This is a genomic window from Candidatus Arthromitus sp. SFB-mouse-NL (assembly GCF_000709435.1).
In the GTDB taxonomy this organism is placed as follows: domain Bacteria; phylum Bacillota; class Clostridia; order Clostridiales; family Clostridiaceae; genus Dwaynesavagella.
The window spans coordinates 1,080,702-1,100,200 of sequence record NZ_CP008713.1; the positions used below are offsets into that span (position 1 = coordinate 1,080,702).

Genomic DNA, 19,499 nt, shown 5'->3' on the forward strand with positions numbered 1-19,499 from the left:
TATACTCTTAATTTTAAGAATTAGCCAAAACACTCAAAAATTTTTTAGAGTATTTAATTCAAATATTGCAAACAATAATTATGTTTAATGATTTTTTACATTGCAAATTATCAGGAGTGAAATTAATGAAAAATATAGAAAATAATAATTTATTTCCAATAAGTTTATTAATAGATCGAATCATTTCTAAATTTAACCCCACAAATTGCAACAACTTACATATAGTTTATTCTCTTGTATTTGATAATCAAGATCCTATTTATTTGGAAGTTAAAGATGGATTTTGTAAACTTTTAGATCATATCCCTTCACACATAAATACGACAATCAAAACAACTCACGCAATTTGGCAAAAAATTTGCTTAAATGAAGCATCACTACAACACGCATTAGAAGAAAATCTAGTTAAATGTGATGGAGAAATCAAAAATTATATGTTGCTATGCAACTTACTCAATAAAGATTTACCTGATGATATCAAAAACTCTAATGCATTCTCAATTACTAAAACAACAACTGAAGAAATCAGTACAGAAAATAAAGAATTGCTACCACACCCAAATACCATAACGAAAATTGAAACTCCTTCAAATATCATAACTATAACAGAAACTCAAAATCCTGAAGTCAAAATAAATGGATCTACCCCTATAGATAACACAGCAATAGCAAACTTAGATAATTTAAAAAATAAGAACGTGGAAATACAAGATAAGAAAGTTCACAAACGTCAAAAAAAGAAGAAAGAAGAAAAGAAATGCAAGAAAATTATTGTCAAAGAAAATAAAAAACCTCAAAAAATAAAAGCTCCTAAACCACCAAAAGTTAAAAATAAATATAAAAATTTTATTTCAGCTAATTCCCTATTAAGTGTAATGGTAGCCAACTTCAACCCTACACAATCAAATAATCTAAATCTATCATATAAATTTATATTTGAAAATTCAAAACCAATTTATCTTGAAATTAAAAATAAAACCGCAAAATTACGTCATCGATTTAATGAGGAAGTAAACACTACAATAACATCAACTTATAAAACATGGTATGAAATTATTTTTAAGGATTTAAAAATTGAAACTGCATTATTAGATGGAAAAATTAAATGCGATGGGGAAGTCAAAAATTTAAAAATTTTACGTGAATTATTTAAAACTAATAGTGAAAACAAACAACTAAAAACAACAAATTTAAATCTCAATCCTATTATTTGGTTTGTACTCGCTATAATACCATGGTTATTTTACTGGATAGGTATAGATACTTTTAATTCACTAATTACTTCTACATTTGCAATACTATACACTACAATTTTTGTAACATTTATAAAACCCTCAAAGTTTAGAAAAATTACAAAACTTGAAGCATTAACATTAATTGTCTTTCCATTTTACAATCTATTTAATGTATTAAATCCAGTAGTATTTAATGAAATAGTCTCATCTTTTTTTCTTAACATAATACTAATTTTGATGTTCTTTATGAGTTCAGGATGTGAAATATCAGCTATGTCAGAATATTCTGAAATTTCATACAATTCTACAATTTCTGAAACACTGTTATTTAAGATTATAAATAAAAATTTAACAATATTATGGTCAATTATATTTACAATTAGATTTATTTTATCCTTGATTTTAGAAACACCTCTATATAATGTATCTTATATATTTATTATATTAGGAATAATTATTTCATGGATATATTTAAAATTAAAACTTAATATTAAGGACTAAAATATATTAATATTTTAGTCCTTTTTTATTTACATTTAGTTTTATTTTTTAATATTGACGTAATGTTAATTATTTTTTATACTATTCCTGCAGTCACATTTTTGCATAAAACCAAAAAGTATTACAAAAAAAATATCACATAGTAATAAAAAAATATTAAATTTTTCTAAAAGGTTGGTGATTTATTTCAATGGAAAATTCATTTCTGAGTGGATTTTTAATGGTAAGCAATCCTTTAACGCTTACATTTTTAGTTTCATTAATACTATTGTTTGGCATCATGGTATTCTTGAAGAAAAAACATATAAGCTTTTCAATCAGAACAATAATAGGGACAATTATCGGTATTTTATTGGGTGTGGTAATCCAGTTAGTATCTAGAACTCCTGAGAATCCACTAGATATTACTTGGATTAATGAAACAACAAAATGGTATTCACTATTTGGTAATGGATTTATCGATTTGATAAGAATGATTGTTATTCCTCTAATTGTTATATCAATTATTCATGTTATTATTTCAATTAAAAATTCATCAAATATAAAAAACCTCACATCAAAAACCATTTTCGGATTTATTGTAAATGTTCTTATAGCATCCATTATAGGTATAGTAGTTGCCCAATTGTTCAAATTAGGAATATCAGGAAATGTAGTTTCTTCATCTGTAAAGATAAAAGAAGTTAAAAATTTCGTTGATATACTAAGAAATTTAATTCCAAAAAATCCAATTGAAGCAATGGTTAATACAAATATAATTGCTGTTGTAATTTTTTCTGCATTTGTTGGGATTGCAACCAAAAAGATGGCTTCAATTTATAAAACTCAAATCAGTACTTTTGTTAATTTAATTGATGCTCTTCATAAAATAATAGTTAGTATTGCAATGTCAATAATAAGTCTAATACCTTACGCAGTTATTCCACTAATGGCGAATTCAATTGCACAACGAGGTTTAAAATCAATTTTAGAAGTTTTGACATTTATAGTAGCTATGTATGTTGCAATGGCCATAATGTTTGTGGTTCATTTGATAGCCTTATCGATATTTGGATTAAATCCGATTATCTATTTAAAAAAATCTATCGCTCCTCTGTTCCTTGCATTCACTTCAAGATCTAGCCTAGGAACGCTACCTGTTGCCGTTGAATCTTTAACAGATTCTATGGGTGCTACTGACTCAACTTCCGCCTTTGTTATGGGGCTTGGTTCTACAGCAGGACAGGCTGGTTGTGCCGGAGTGTTTGGTGCAATGGTTATCATTACTATAGCAAATATGAGTTCTACACCAATGACATTTTCATTTTATTTAATGTCGGTTTTAGTTGTAACTATAAGCTCATTTGGTATTGCAGGTATCCCTGGTGGTGGACATACTGTTGCCTCATCAGTTTTATCTGGTACGGGATTAGCTCCATATTTTGAACTTGTTGGACCAATATTAGCTGTTGATCCTATAATAGATATGGGGAGAACACTTTTAAATATAAACGGTGCTATGACCATATCACTAATTGTTGATAAATCATTAAATCAACTAGATATAGAAAAGTTTAACAATGAGAGTCTAAAAATAAATTAAACACTTTGTAAAAATAAAACATAAAACAATCCAAAAATGACAGGTATAGATTTTTATCTATACCCGCTTTGAAAATATAAAAATCTTCTAACATTCAAAAATTAATACTCTTTCAAAATTCCTTTTAGCTTTGCTAATACCCTTTTTTCAATACGAGAAACCTGTACCTGACTAATTCCAAGTACAGATGCTACTTGAATTTGTGTCTTATCTTTAAAATATCTAAGCATTATAATTTGCCTACTTTTTTCATCAAGTTTACTTATCATTTCTTTTAACACGAGCCTATTTAAAATAATTGAATCATCAGAAACTTTTTCTTCAATTTTATCGATCAAAAGAATTGGTGATCCGTCGTCTTGATGTACAGTATCGTATAAATACTGCGTACTTGAACAAGAATCTATAGCCAAAATTATATCATCAACACTTAATTTAGTATATTCAGCCAATTCATAAACCGTTGGTTCTCTATTCAATTCTTTTGTAAGCTCATCACGCTTAAACATTATTTTTCTTGATATCCCTTTTACATTTCTACTAATTTTAACGATTCCATCATCTCTCAAAAACCTTTTTATTTCACCCAAAATCATAGGAACCGCATAAGTAGAGAATTTAACATTATAATCGCTATTAAAATTTTTAATAGCTTTAATAAGTCCAAGTGCTCCAACTTGGTAAATATCATCATAATCATATCCCCTACCTAAAAATTTTTTACTTAGTGATGCAACTAATGGTAAATTAATTTCCAAGAGCAAATCTTCAGCTTTTTTATCTCCATCTTTAACTCTCTTTAAGAGCTCATCATTTTCATAATGACGTAAAGTATTACTGGAGACTGCATTTTCATGTGCCATTATACACTCACCTTACTTTTTTATATACTTTACCATTCTAATATGAGTTCCTTTATCCTTGCCACTCTCCACATATAATTCATCCATAAAGCTTTCCATCACAGAAAATCCCATACCTGAACGCTCAAGATCAGGTCTTGATGTATACAAAGGCTCTCTTGCCTGAACAATATCATCAATTCCACATCCATGGTCTATAACACTTATTATAACTTTGTATTTGTCATTTTCATTTTCTTCTTCATCTTCGATACTAACATTAATAATCACATTAGTACTTTTATCTTCATTATAGCCATGTATTATAGCATTAGTAACAGCTTCTGATACTGCAGTTTTAACATCACTAATCTCTTCGAGCGTTGGGTCCAATTGAGCAATAAACGCAGCAACAGCAACCCTAGCAAAACTTTCATTGCTAGATCTACTGCTTAAAGTTAAACTCATAGTATTTTGCATACAAATCCCCCTAAGCATTATTCATAACCTCTGTCAAATCACTATGTATTTTCACAATCTTACTAATACCCGACAATTCAATAACTTTTTTGATCGTTTTATTCAAATTAATTAAAAACACTTGTCCATTCTTAGCTGTTATTTTCTTATGTCTTCCGATTATTATTCCAATACCTGAACTATCCATAAACGAAACGTTTTTAAAATCAAAAACTAAATTTTTAGAAGTGGACGTATCTATGTAGTAATCTATTTTTATCCTTATGTATTCAGCCGAATGATGATCTAATTCTCCATTAAGATAAGCTACAATGGTATTATTTTGTTCTTCACAAAAAACTTCCAAAAAAAACATCCTTTCTAAAAAACGAATTTGGGATATCTTGAATATGTAAAAATTTTACAATATTATAATAATAAATTCAACATAAAAATATAAATATTTTCTATATTATAATAAAAAAATTTCAGTACACAAAATTTTATGTACTGAAAACTTCTACTACTTTGTTAATTGTATAATCTTAACAATATCATTTATTTTATATATCAAATGATCACTATTTTTCATAACAAGAGATATATTTTCATCTTCATAAAGTTTCTTGAATAGTTTCAATTTGTGTTCAACATCTAGTAAAAATTTTTCATTTACTGCTTGTACCGATACGTCATTCTTATATGTAACTGAATCATTTATTTTTCCTAATATAAAAGATAAAACACTGTCTAAATCTTCATTTAATAAATACAAATAAATTTCAACAATACATAAAAGATCAATTTCTTCCAAAAGGTCAACAAGCTTTACACACAAATTGATATCAAACTTATTTTTTAATGTCATCCCTCTTAATATAGAACTTATATGAAATAAAATATTTTTTACATCATCGTTACTAAAAATCCCATTACAAATATTTTTGATATGTCCAACATTGATAGATCTATTTCTAATGTGAGCATTTAAGTTTAGTTGATTAATATAGCTTCTTACGATTTCAAAAATTCTCCCCGAAAAATCGCTAAATAATTTATAGAAAGTATTTCGAAATTCGTTTAATACTTTTGAATAATCAAAGGAATCCTCTAAGTCATTTAATAATTCTATAGCATTATGACCTTCATTAAATAAGAAAAAATATCTTTCATTGCAGTATTTCATCTGATTTTTACTCCTTATTTATTACCAAATTATTAACTAATTATTATTATTTTAACATATTATTTACTTTTTCTTCAATATATTTTGATCTAAAAAACAAAAAAAACCTCCTTCAGGAGGTTTTAAATACCAGTCAATATAAATTCTTTAATTAAACTTATATATCCTACTAAATGTTCTCTTATTCTTTCATCAAAAAAGTTCTCTAAAAAATTCATGTTATCCATTGGAGTGTGAATTATTCTTCCGAACATTTCAGTTTGTGTACGTCCATCATTCTCCCCAACGTTCCAATTTGTAGATTCAAAATACAGAACAGGTATTCCAACTTCAAAAAACGGATAATAATCACTTTTAGTATTTGTAAAGCTTAACTCTTCCCCATCTCTAGGATTAATCATTATATCTATCTCCATATTTTGAGCTACTTCTATCAGCTTTTGCAAAAATATATTGTCTATTTCATCAATTTTTTCATCTTTATAAACATTATAAACATACATATTATCACCAGATAGTAATGTATCTAAATTAATCATATACTTTATTTTTTCCTTATCAGAATCACTTAATGATTCAACATAATTATATGATCCATGAAGTCCTCGTCCTAATAAATTTATCTCTTCAGCTCCAAAAAATATAAATTTCAAATCATAATGGGTTTGTGTATTTCGGAATATTTCGCAAAGTTCTAAAAGCGTAGCAATTCCAGAAGCATTATCATCGAATGCATTACCTTCAATACGTCCGTCATAGTGTGCACCTAAAATTATAACTTTTGAAGAATCAAGACCTTTTTTATTTACCTCAATGTTTGCAGTTTCATATCCATCAACATCAAATTTATGAATATCTACTTCATATCCTAAATCTTTCAGGGTCTTTTCTATATAATTTCTAGAATTTATTTCACTTTGTGTAACTAATGCTCTACTTCCTATTAATGAAAATTTCAATAAATGTCTATATGCAATATCTCCATTAATTGCCATAACATTAAGTAAATCAAAATTACAAATCAATATTATAAAAACTACAACTATTTGTATATATTTTTTCAATCATACACACCCCTTCCGAGAATCATTTTCTCAAAATTATTTCATCATAATAAAATGTTTTAAATACATTAGTCGAATTTATTCCAAAAATTCTTCCATTATAAGCATCAAACTTTTTACGTTGAAATAATGGAATTACTGGCAAATCTTCTCTAAGAATTTCATAAGCTTCAAGATAAAAATTTCTATTTGCTTCTATATCAAAATTTGTATCTATATTCGTTAATAATTCATCTAAGCTTTGATTGGAGTAAGAAAAATAATTGTTTACTCCCGATGTATAAAAACTCTTGTACCAATTGCTGCCATAAGTAAACTCATCATCAACCAAAAACAAATCATAATTATGTTTTCTTGCACTCACATCTGAAAAATCATTAATATTGACATATTCTTTAATCAATGAAATTCCAATATTTTTAAGATTATTTTCTATTATCGGAAAAATATCTTGACATATGGAACTATTTTCCTGAACCAAAATATTAAATTGCAGAGCCTTACCATCTTTTTCTAAAATTCCAGATTTATTTTTAACCCATCCATGTTCATTTAAAATTCTGACTGCTTCGTTCTTGTTAAAATCATTTTTCATATTATCTTTATCATAAAAAAATTTTTGAAATGCTCCATCAATTGGAGCATCTATAATATTAAAATTTTTATCCGATATATTCTTTACAATTTGGTTTTTATCTATACATACATTAATTGCTTTCCTGATAGAAATATCTTTCAATAATTCATTTGAATGATTTATTCCGATAGAACCATAATCATATGTATCAAACATATATCCATTTAAAAATTGAGCATTTGATGCCTCTTCAATATTTTCATTATTTGGCAAAATATCATATGCTATATCAATATTTCCAGATATCAAATTATTTATATACGATTTTTCATCAACCTTTTTAAAAGTTAATGTTGAAATATCACTTTTATCCTTGTAATAATAATCATTAGTTTTAAGAATCAAATAATCATCTTCATAAGCAAAAAATTTAAATACTCCATTACCAAAAGGTTTTAAATTTTTTTCAACAATATCATTTGCTTTCCCTTGATAATAATATTGACCATAATATATGTAAGAAAGAGGATAAATATTTAAAAGTCCAATTGTTTGAATACTTGGATTTTCCACATTGACTCTAAAATTATAATCATCTATAATTTCAATTCCTTCAATTGTGTTACTTGTTCCACTGTTATAATCTCTCCAATTTTTTAAGTTCAATGTTTCTCGATCAAAACTTCCTCTATAATCTCCATCCATTAAAAATTTATATGTAAAATCAATGTCTTTTGTCGTCAACTTTGTTCCATCTTCCCATAATAAATTCTCTTTCAATGAAAACAAATAAGTTTTCTTATCTTCCGAAACTGTAGGAAGTTGTTTTAAAATATTTGGATAAAACTCACCATCATATCCTACCTTCATTAAAGGTTCCCAGATAGCATCAATCACATAATAATCAGATTTAGACTCAACGAAATATGGATTAAAATTAAACTTGCCTAAAAACTTCACACCAACATTTAATATATCTTGCTTTGCCATAGCGTTATTAACATAAGTATTAAAATTACTAGCACTTATATATAAAGTATCCTTATCAAATTTACCCGATCCTCTATGTATGTTATCAACTTGTATTTTGTTTCCATTTTCCCCTTTCTTTCCTATACAAGATGAAAGTGAATAGAAAATTATCATAATAGATAAAATTAAATTAATTTGTTTTATATATTTTTTCATTTATATAAATGCCTCCACAATTTGTATTAAATATATTATTTACAGTAAAATTGGAATTTATTTAAAAAATAAAAAAAGGAAAGGAAAATCCTCTCCTTTTTTATTAATATCTTAGTCCCATAGAAGTAATATATTGTTTGAATTCTGATTCATTCATCATTTCACTAGCTATTCTTATTCTTAATTCTGCCAATGACTCTACTTGTAATTTATATTCATCATATTTTCCTTCCCAATACTTCTGTCCTTCTTCTTCAGGATCTCTTCCAACAACTATTTTATACATCATTTTTACGAATTCTTCTTTACTAAGATATCTGCTTATAAATTCATCTTGTTTCATCAAACCATAAATAAATTGAGTCACTGGTAATTCCTTAGATTCCAATTTTTGAACCCAAAATTTCCAACCCTCAACTTCTGGATCACGTCCAAGTGAAACAGAATAAATTTTTGATACAAAGTCTGCAACTTTTCCAGTAGGTGGTTGTAATTCTTGTTTTGTCGTAAAAGAATCAATTTTATATCTAGTTATTAAACCATTCTCAAGTTTAAAAGTTATCTCTAAATCTCTGTAAGTCGTCATTGGTTTCAAGTCGCTTAATCTTAAAATTAATGAATTTGTATCCCAAGTAAATTTAATTTTTTCATCATTCAAAGCTACACTAGATATTTTTGATTTTGGAGATGCGAATAATTCAAATACAATTTCCGCACTCTTATCAGTAGTAGTTATTTTCGTTGATTTTACATCAACAGATGGAGATTGAGGTGTGGATATTTTTGCATATTTTGATAATGTTTGTTCTTTATTATCCTTATCTTTCCAAATAAAATCAAGTTTATATACTGATTCAGTCTTTGGCTCTAGATTTGTGAATTTTAAGAGTCCTCCCTCTAACTTAAGCTCAACATTATGATTATTGCTTGGCTTTTGGAAGTCAATTCTTAAAAATCTTTCATTTAAATCATCAATTAATACTGGTATTTCAGCTTTTCTAGCCTCTAAAGTTTTGGCCTCAAATAAAGTTACATTAAATGAATCTGTTACACTCAACTCTGGTCCTGTCTGGTTATCAAGCGTTACATCTGGAACTTGGTGTATACCTGTAGTCGTAAAAACTGCACTTGGAGATGTAGGCGCACTAGGTATACTAACATTAGTTATTTTATTAATATCATTCAATACTTGTCTTGTAATAAGTTCTCTCTTATCGATGTCTATATAGCTAAGTTCAAGAATCAAAAATCCATAATCTCTCTTCTCTGACAAATTATACAAAGTTAAAATAAAATAAATTTTCTCTTTCCCTTCAATTTTTTCAACTTTGTATTTCTCTTCACCTTTAAGTCCATTAACAGTTAAATTCTTAATAGTTACATCACTATTATCAACTTCTATTACATATCTTAGAGATGTTTTATCATTCTTAACAGCAGGTATTATTGTTTTATTTGGAAGTTCAACATTTAATTTTGGAAAAAATACTTCAACTGTATCAGTGGAAGAAGCTGCTGACGAAAAAATTCCTTGTTTTATATCAACATATTTTTTTTCTGGATCAAGTTCTATATAGAGCTTAGGCTCTGTAAAGTTTGAAGTTCTAATTGATAAATTATGCGTACTTACTGTTGTTACAGTTGTTACAGTTGAACTACCACTAGTAGTAGCAGATGTCATTATTTGTGAAAAGTAAAAAGTTTTTGTTATATCTTTGTCTTCTGGCTTCGCTGTCACATATAATTTTCTAAATGTATATGGAGTCGATCTCTGTAATCCTGTTATATTAAGATATCCACCTTTTTCTGGTTTATCTGTATTAATTAAAGAAACAGATGCTGAATATTTGTTAAGTCTATCATCTTCTACTTCCATCTTTGTTATTGTACTATCTTTATCAAATATCTTGAAAGTATTAAATCTTATGCTATTACCATTAGTTCTCAAGGCTATATTTGAAGCTGTAGTTGATATCATTTGTTCATAATCCAAATAAGTTGTATCATCTATAGAATTAAAATCAATATTCATTTTTGAACCTACATTACTATTAGGTAATGTATATATCATATTTGAAACTTCAAGTGATGAATTTGATGATGATACTAAATAAGTTTCAAAAAGTGGTAATTGTTTACCAGTCTTGAAGTTTGTCATGCCGAATCCTTCAAGATAGTTAACAACTGATAGATTATTAAGATCAGGATAAAAAGTAATATTCTTGTTTAACGCAATAAACTGGTAATTTGTGTTAGTCTTCAAAAATTCGTATGGTTGAAAATCAGATCCATTCTTTATATCAAATTTTATAGCCATTCCATCAGCATTCAAATTCAAATTAGATGCTTTAACATTACTAGTCACAGAATTATTGATTAATGAATCTTCTGCTATGATACTTCTTAAATAATCCATGCTTGTTGGAAATATAGTTTCTCCATCATAAATTACTGAAACTTGTTTAGGAGAAATATCATCAATATCTTTAAAACCAAATATTAATGGTAACGTATCATGATCATAATCAACATCATTAGACTGAAATACTTTTCTTAAAGCTAATGCCAAATGAGCTCTGTTTGTTATATTAGGTATTCCTGCAGGAGCACTAGGCGATGTCATCCCAGCTGGAGTTCTAACTCCATTAATATCATCAATCATCTCATTTGCAGCTTTGATCATAAAGTCTCTTAAACTAGCTGTTACAGTTGTCGGTGTACCAGAAATACTAGAATCCATAAATACAACATCGTTTAAATTAAAAGATGAAACTAATGATACTGTTGCAATAACATCCAAAATTTTTCCAGTCAATACGAAATTTGACTTAGCCTTACCTTGGAAAGTATACATTCCACTCTCAACTGTAGTCTCTGTAGTAGATATTATTAAATCTACTCCTCCAATTGTACTCTTAAACTGCGAAATTGTTCCTGTTGGCTTAGTTACATTACTTGGAATTCTTGTATCTTCTACTGCTCTTGTCGCACCATAAACAGACATATTATCTAAATTATCTATTATTTCTTGATTAATTTTGGATTCATCTTGTAAATCACTTATAATTTCTGAACTATCATTCGAAACTACTTGATCAATACTTAAATCTGGAATGATACTATCTTGGACTCCATCCACCTGTTCTACTTCCGTGTTTCCTTGATTATATTCTCCTGATCCGGACACGGTAACTCCATTCTCTTGAGCATCCGTTTGATCTTGTGAATCGTTTGTATTGTCCTCACTGTTATTTTCACTTTGTAGTGCATTTTCTTGACTGTTTGTTTCGTCATTTTCAATAATTTGTTCAGAATCTTCTTTCTTTTCAAATTCCATTTGAACAACATCTCCTTCCTCCACTAATATTGTTTCCTCTTCTTTAGTGGATTCCTGAAAATCTTGTAATGGTTGTTCATTTTCACTCACGACCGTCTCCATATGTTCTAATTTTTCTACCTCATCTACGCTTTCAGCTGTATTTTTACTAATCCCACTATTAGCTTGCTCCATAATTTTATTATAAATTTCATTGAAATTTAATGAGTTATTATCATTTTGGTCTTTCATGAATTTTTTGATTCCTTTAAAATTAATTGATTCAATATCATTATTAGTTACCATTTTAATGTTTTATGACAAATTTAATGAACTTTATTTCATAAAAATAAATTAAAAAAATAAAGAACTCATAATAATGAGTTCTCTTTATACAAAATAACTGCTATTAAATAATCTACCTATATTAATCTGTTACACCATCTTCTATTAAGTTAGTAGTAACAAGCTTAACATCATATCTTGTGTGATCAACTAGTTCTGCTACAGCTCTCGCTGCTGCACTCAAAATATCATTTGTCAATCCTGACTTTATGTCTGCAATTGTTCTTGTAAATTTTCTCACAGTTCCATCAAAATTATCAGCATAAAAAGTTATTACAAGGCTAGTAGCTAGCGTTGTAGATGTTATTACTTGAGTGTTAAATAGATTGCTTACTCCCATGTCTACACATTCTCCACAGCTATTATTATTTCAAAATAGTAGATGAACTCGGTATAAGGGGCTTTTCTGGATAATTGGTGAATTCAAGTTCATCTACTTTAATATAATATTATCTGTTATAACAATTTATTCCAAAAATTTTAATACCTAAGTCCTATTCTAGTTACTAACTCTTTAAATTCTGGTTGATCCATCATTTCTCTTGCAATCTTAATTCTAAGTTGCTCAATAGTTGAAACCTGGTCCCTGTATTCGACATATTTACTTTCCCAGTATTTTTGACCTTCCTCTTCTGACTCCCTATCTACTATTAAAGTATACATCGTTGAAACAAACTTAGATTTAGTTAGCTCTCTATCAACAAATTCTGGTTGAGTCATTAGATTCTCAGCTATAAATTCTGTAGCACTAAGTTCTTTACTTTGTAATTTCTCTATCCAAAAATTCCATCCTTCATTTTCTGGTTCACGTCCAAGTGCAATCTTATAAACTCTCCTCACAAATTCAGCCACATCACCTTTTGGTCTATTCTCATCAATAACTGTCTTAAAAGTTCCAAGTGGATATTCAACACTCTTGCCATTTTCTAAAATTAATCTTATAATAACATTTGTGTAGGTGTAGTCTGGTTTAAGTCCTTCTAATTTTATAGTGCTTATATCTTTATCCCATGTTGCCTTAAGAGCATTGTTTAAATCATCAAGAACTGTAACTGACTTCACCTCCGATTTTGGATTGTTATAAATGTTTAATTTAATATTTACTTTAGTTAGGTCTACAACCTCAATATCCGTGGACTTAATATCATAATCTGGTGTTTCTGTAGTACTCAACTGAACATATTTTTTTATCTGTTTTGTTTCTCTAGAAACACCATTATCTTCGCAATTAAATATTATAGTAAACATCCCACTCGTTTCTGGTTTCAAATCGCTAAATTCCAATATAAAGTTATCATAACTTACTCTAGCATTTGGATTATCTACAGGATTTTTAACATCAATTGAAGTTACTCTATTTTCTAGGTCATCAATTAAAATCGGAACTCTTGCCACTCTTGCATATGATGATGTAAAACTATCACTCAATGAAATCTGCACGGCCTCTTCAATCGGTAAAGACTCGGCCTCAGTCATGTTGTCATATTTTGTATTTTCACCTTTTGTCGAATTTAATGTAGATAAACTCTTCCTAGAAGTTTGAACATTACCACTATCATCTAAATAATTTAATTCCAAAATTACAAATCCATAATCTTTATTCTTCTCTAAATTGTTTAAAGTTACTATATAGTAGTTTTGTTTCTGAACCCTATCTACTATCTTCTCAACTTGATATGATTCCGAACCCGTAAGACTTATAACTTTAAGATCTAAAATATTTCCTTGCTTATTATCAACTTTAAAAACATATCTTAGAGCTGTATCAGAATTTTTAACGGTATTCATTTCAATACCATTTGGAAGTTTAACTGTCGAAGAATTTGTAGCTGCCAATTGAATTTTTGGTTCAGGTTGCTTAATAGTCCTTATAGGTATATAATTCTGTTTCACACTTCCATTATCATAACAACCCAAATCCAATTCTTGGCTTGTCATTCTTCCATCCGTATTTGATGTAATAAATAATTTTGTAAAAATATAAGACGTATCGCTTTCAAGACCATTAACTTCAATCGAAAAAGTATCTGTATATTCTGAAATTAAACTACAACTATATCTATAACCTCGATCATCCTGAATTTCAACCCTTGATATACTCCTATCAGGATCACGGAAAGTTATATTTTTAAATTTAATAGAATTTTCTGCGATAGAAATATCTGATTCACTTGTCCCATATGATCCCATATCCAAATAAACACCATTTTTAAATTGTGTAACATACATATCATTTTTTGATGTACCTTGTAAGTTTTGAGAATTTGTTTCATATAAATTAGGTTTCGCTGCATTTTTAGATATAAACAATGCTGGTGCTTTACCTGTTTTACAATTACTTAATCCAGTTAAAGTCAACTTAACATCATCGCCGACAGTTATATCTCGATTTGTTTGTGACTCCTCTAGAGCACCAAGACTATAAACTGTATTAGTTAGAAGTTTATCACCAACATTTTCATTTCTAACTACAATTCTCAAAGCAATATTACTTGGATCAATTCCATTATCTAATTTCGTATTACCTAGATCAATGATGCTTTTTATATAATCATCAGTATTAGGTACAAAATCTGAACTCATTTTAATCTTCTTCACACCATGTGTACTTTCAAATGATAATTGTGCATTCATATCATCTAATATCTTAGAAAGGGCATCACGAAGTTTCTTTCTCTCTGTTACAGTTTCAGAACTACGGTCACCTTTTGCCTCTTGATATGCTCTCTTAATTAAATCTCCAAGAGTTCCAGTTTCAAAATTTTTAACTCCATAAGTTGAAGGCTCTTCTTCAGTATCTTCTACATCATCTGTAATGTCACTATCCTCAGAGTCTGTTGGAGGTTTTGTTGGTTCACTCGGTGATTCTTGTGATGGTGGTAAGCTTGATGATCCTTCCATATTACCTTCATCATCACTGGGTTGATCTGTACTTCCTCCATCAACTTCTGGTTTTTCTTCTTCACCAACATCTGGAGTCCCATTTACACCATTATCTGGAATTCCTTCTCCCTCATCTGGTTTATTACCACCATCTTCTGTTGGTGGTTTTTGTTCTCCATCTCCATTACTCGGTTTATCACTATCTTCTCCTGATGAATCTCCTGAACCATCATCAGTACCTCCCTCTGAAGGCTTGTTCTCATCTTCTCCATTATCTATATCACCTCCACCAGTTCCATCATCTGGTTGTTCTGGAGTTACTGGTATATCAATCTTTGACTCTAATATTTTTCCTGATAATTTCAAACTCAACTCTATTGTTCCATAAGGTGTATATGATTCTCCCGCTCCAACTAGCTCAGAACTTCCTGTACTTTTTACAATCTGAACTTGACTTTGATTTGTTACTGTTGGCTCTGAAGGTTGTTGATCTCCTCCACTTTCTGGTGGTGTTTGAGAAGTATCTCCATCACTACCAGTTGGTGGTGTTGTATCTCCTTCAATTGTTGGCGGTATTGCAACTTCATCGTTTGATGGAGGTTTACTTGAACCCCCTTCATCCACTGATGGTCCCTCTGAATCTTCACCTTCACCACCTTCAGAACCATCTCCTGAACTATCATCACTTGGTGGTATAGTTCCCTCTACTTGTTCTGTATCGTCAGGATTCTCACTTTCTTCACTAGATTCTCGAGTAATCGTAGTATTTAAATATGCGTACAATGAATCACTATCTTGACTTACCTCAGCTCTTGCGTAATTCAAAGCTGTTGCAACTTCCCTATTATATTGTGTACTATAAGGCACAAAGCATCCTGAAAAAATACTTGATGTAACAAACATCGTAATTAACATAAAACTAACTTTTCTCTTATTCATTTCAAACCCTCCCTGTTTTTAAAAAAAAAGATGGCTAGATAAGCCATCTTTCTTTTTTGAAATGATTAATATATCAATTGAAGTTTAGTCACTAACTCTTTAAACTCTGGTTGATCCATCATTTCTTTTGCAATTTTAATTCTTAACTCAGCTATAGACTTAACTTGATCCTTGTATTCATCATATTTTCTTTCCCAATAGTTTTGGCCATCACTATCTGGCTCCCTATTAACTATTAATGAATACATTGTCGTAACAAACCTCGATTTACTTAACTCCCTATCCACAAATTCTGGTTGAGTCATTAAGTTTTCTGCAATAAATTCTGTAGCTGAAATCTCTTTTGATGTTAATTTTCCAATCCAAAAATTCCATCCTTCAACTTCTGGCTCACGTCCAAGAGCTATTGTATAAACTCTTGCAACAAAATCTGCAACTGCTCCAGTTGGTTTAATAATTTCTTCGCTAGTTGTAAATGGAGTCAACTCATATTTACTTGTCAATTTATTTTCGAGAGTAAATGTTACTACAAGCTCACTATACTCTTTGTTTGATTCAAGATTATACAATGTTATAGTATTAGTTGTTTTATCCCAAGAACTTCTTATTACCTTAGAGTTTTTATCTTTAATTTCTATTGCCTTAATAGGTGATTTTGGATTTTCATAATACTCAAGTTTTATAGTCACTTCATTTCCTTTAACAGTTGCTGTATCGCTCTTAATATCTACTTCTGGCACAGCTGGAGTCATAACTTTTAAATATTTTGTTAATACTTTATCATTACCACTTGCATCTTTGTAATTAAATTCTAAAGTTATTGTTGTAGTTGCATTAGGTTTTAATCCTGTAACATCTAAATAAGAATCCTTATACTCAACTTTAACATCTGAATTATTTGTTACAGGTTTAAAAGTCATACCAGATACTCTTCCATAAATATCATCAACAAAAACTGGAACTCTTGCTTTTCTTGCATATTCACTCTTAAACTCATCATTCATTATTACGTTAACATCATTTAATCCTGTTAAAGCTTCCTTCTCTGTTCTATTATCCATTGTTGGATTTTTATCATCAGTCTTATAAATATTTCCTATAGATTGTCTTGTAGTTTTATCATTACCACTTGCATCCTTATAACCAAGCTCAAAAATCACATGACTATAATCAGTATTAGGTGTAAGACCTGTTAAAGTTACTATATAATAGTTAGTTTTTGTCTTACTATCTTCAATCTTTTTAACATCTGCTTTCTCATTTGAAGTTAAAGAAAGTACTTGTAAATCTCCAATATTTCCTTCATTATTATCAACTTTAACTATATATCTAAGTGCTGTAGAATCATTCTTAACTGGTTTTACTTTTAATCCATTAGGTAAAGTAACATCTTCAGTTACCTTTGCAGAACCTAATTCTATTTTTGGCTCAGAAACTTGAGTTGTTCTAACAGATAATTGGTTAGCTGTAACATTATTACTAGCATCCACGTTAGCTAAATCGATTGTAACCGTTTTATCTTTTACCCCAGTGTTTGAAGTTACAAGCAATTTTGTAAACGTGTATGACATATCCCTCTCAAGGTTATTTACTTGAACATAATATCCATTATCTTTATTTGAAAGATCAACTGGAACTAGACTACACGTATATTTTGTACCTCTAGCATCCTGCATTTCAATTTTCACAATAGTACTATCTGGATCGTTTAAAACTATATTTTTATATTTAATTGATGTTCCACTAGCTACTATTCCTTCTTTAACATTTTCGTGATAATCTGTCATGTTTAAATAAATTCCTGGTTTAATCATCGTTGTTATATATTTATCTTTTAAAGTACCCTTATCAGTACCTGATGAAGTCTGATATATAACACTTGTAGTTTTATCTTCCTTCTGAGCTGTTAAAATTGAAGGTGATTTACCCGTTCTACATTCTGGTACTGTAAAGCCTGATATGAATTGATTATCATTTGCATCTACCTTAATATTATTTCCATCACTGTTAGTTCCACCTATACCAACAAATGTATAGTCAGTGTTGGTTTTTAATATTGAGTTATCATTATTTGATGCAGAACTATTTCTTATCATCATTCTTAATACAACATCTTTAGAATCCGTAGATCTTGCAGTTCTCATAGTTCTTCCTGTAGTCCTCATACTGTTTAAATCTATAATACCTCTTACATAATCCTTGTTACTAGTTTTATCTGGGAATATATCGCTAATTGGAACATTTACAAGGGTACCTTTTGGATCTCTAAACATTAACGTTTTTCCTGTATTATTATCACAAATCACTTTTTTAAGAGCAGCTTGCAAAGCTTCTCTAGCTGTTGTTGTACCTTCTCCTGACCATCCACTGTTAGAATCTTTAATTGCTTCATCAAAGGCACCTGAAATTAATCCACTTAGATTTTCTTTATTTAATACTTCTCCTGATAACTTAAAGCTCAAATAAATAACACCTTGAATATTACCATCATCACCTGTACCTATTACTTCGCTTGATCCAACACTCTTTAATGGTACGAATTCTCCTATCGTTGTTCTTTCTGTGCTAGCTTGTGGAGAAATAGCAGATTGTGAATTAGACTGTGGAAGATTTGGATCATTTTGAGCATTATTATTAATAGTTACTCCACTAGTTGATGGTGTTGTTCCTTCGCTAACTCCATTATTTGGAGATATAATATTCCCTTGTCCTGAATTATCTACTACACCTGTACCTTGTGAAATGCCTGAATTATCTACTATATCTGTACCTTGTGAAGAATTTGAACCTGTTAAATCATTTGTATCAGTCAATGAAGAAATATCATCTTCTACAACAGCTCCCCCAAATCCTGTCATAGTATTACCGTTACTAAATGAATTAATATTATCATTTGATATTATTTCATCAGATGGAGACATTTCATATGGTGTCATTTCATAATCTGTTCCCATTTGATCAAATAAATTTGTATCATTTGACCTTGCACCCATTTTTATATCATTTGTTGTTTCACCATTTTGAATTCCATTGTCATATACATTTGTGTCACCACTAAAAATATTTTGATCATCCATTAATGCTCCATCTGTAATTTCATCACCATAGGCAACATTTGGATAATTTCCAGGATTATAATCTGGCGCTGTATTATCTGTATATGGGTTATTTACTCCATATCCATCTCCTGTATATTCTGTAACAGTTCTATCTGTTGCTCTTCTAAATGCATCCTCTCCTTGTGCTACATTCGCACCATTATCTGCACTCTTATTATTTGATGTGCATCCTGTTAACATACTTGAGGCAACAACTAATCCAGTTAATAGAAGTGTAATTTTTTTTCTATTCATAACCTTCTTAAAACCTCCTAATTTATAAA

General features: G+C 29.1%; 12 protein-coding genes. 2 read left to right on the forward strand and 10 right to left on the reverse strand.

Features of this window, described 5'->3' with window-relative positions; translation table 11 throughout:
• Nucleotides 1-125 precede the first annotated feature (125 nt).
• Together SFBMNL_RS05310 and SFBMNL_RS05315 are read left to right on the forward strand one after the other, a co-directional pair.
• Nucleotides 126-1,736: an alkyl sulfatase C-terminal domain-containing protein gene (locus SFBMNL_RS05310; protein ID WP_007445197.1), complete on the forward strand. Its 1,611-nt coding sequence runs from the start codon at nt 126-128 to the stop codon at nt 1,734-1,736.
• Nucleotides 1,737-1,926: 190 nt separating this feature from the next.
• Nucleotides 1,927-3,318 (forward strand): cation:dicarboxylate symporter family transporter, encoded by a 1,392-nt coding sequence (locus SFBMNL_RS05315; protein WP_005805801.1) that lies wholly within the window; start codon nt 1,927-1,929, stop codon nt 3,316-3,318.
• A 101-nt stretch (nt 3,319-3,419) separates the two neighbouring features.
• On the opposite strand, the gene sigF is transcribed toward SFBMNL_RS05315, so the two are convergent.
• From sigF to SFBMNL_RS05365, 10 genes are all read right to left on the reverse strand, one after another.
• Complete coding sequence (sigF, locus tag SFBMNL_RS05320) at nt 3,420-4,181, reverse strand: RNA polymerase sporulation sigma factor SigF (RefSeq protein WP_005805799.1); 762 nt, start codon at nt 4,179-4,181, stop codon at nt 3,420-3,422.
• 12 nt (nt 4,182-4,193) lie between these two features.
• Nucleotides 4,194-4,640 carry an anti-sigma F factor gene (spoIIAB, locus tag SFBMNL_RS05325; RefSeq protein WP_014017986.1) on the reverse strand — a complete coding sequence of 149 codons (447 nt, stop codon included), beginning with the start codon at nt 4,638-4,640 and terminating at the stop codon, nt 4,194-4,196.
• Nucleotides 4,641-4,650: 10 nt separating this feature from the next.
• The gene (gene spoIIAA / locus SFBMNL_RS05330; protein WP_005805795.1) at nt 4,651-4,995 is read right to left on the reverse strand and encodes an anti-sigma F factor antagonist; all 345 of its coding nucleotides are present in this window, start codon (nt 4,993-4,995) and stop codon (nt 4,651-4,653) included.
• A 147-nt stretch (nt 4,996-5,142) separates the two neighbouring features.
• Nucleotides 5,143-5,805 carry a hypothetical protein gene (locus SFBMNL_RS05335; RefSeq protein WP_005805794.1) on the reverse strand — a complete coding sequence of 221 codons (663 nt, stop codon included), beginning with the start codon at nt 5,803-5,805 and terminating at the stop codon, nt 5,143-5,145.
• 122 nt (nt 5,806-5,927) lie between these two features.
• Nucleotides 5,928-6,869, reverse strand: coding sequence for a M28 family metallopeptidase (locus SFBMNL_RS05340; RefSeq protein WP_005805792.1), 942 nt, complete (start codon nt 6,867-6,869; stop codon nt 5,928-5,930).
• Between the two features lie 22 nt (nt 6,870-6,891).
• The gene (locus tag SFBMNL_RS05345; RefSeq protein ID WP_005805790.1) at nt 6,892-8,634 is read right to left on the reverse strand and encodes an ABC transporter substrate-binding protein; all 1,743 of its coding nucleotides are present in this window, start codon (nt 8,632-8,634) and stop codon (nt 6,892-6,894) included.
• A gap of 103 nt (nt 8,635-8,737) precedes the next feature.
• Nucleotides 8,738-12,256: a DUF4214 domain-containing protein gene (locus SFBMNL_RS05350; protein WP_042294751.1), complete on the reverse strand. Its 3,519-nt coding sequence runs from the start codon at nt 12,254-12,256 to the stop codon at nt 8,738-8,740.
• A 121-nt stretch (nt 12,257-12,377) separates the two neighbouring features.
• On the reverse strand, nt 12,378-12,635 hold the full coding sequence (locus SFBMNL_RS05355) for a hypothetical protein (RefSeq protein WP_042294752.1): 258 nt from the start codon (nt 12,633-12,635) through the stop codon (nt 12,378-12,380).
• 140 nt (nt 12,636-12,775) lie between these two features.
• Nucleotides 12,776-16,117 (reverse strand): DUF4214 domain-containing protein, encoded by a 3,342-nt coding sequence (locus SFBMNL_RS05360; protein WP_042294753.1) that lies wholly within the window; start codon nt 16,115-16,117, stop codon nt 12,776-12,778.
• A 65-nt stretch (nt 16,118-16,182) separates the two neighbouring features.
• The gene (locus SFBMNL_RS05365; protein WP_042294754.1) at nt 16,183-19,470 is read right to left on the reverse strand and encodes a DUF4214 domain-containing protein; all 3,288 of its coding nucleotides are present in this window, start codon (nt 19,468-19,470) and stop codon (nt 16,183-16,185) included.
• Nucleotides 19,471-19,499 lie beyond the last annotated feature (29 nt).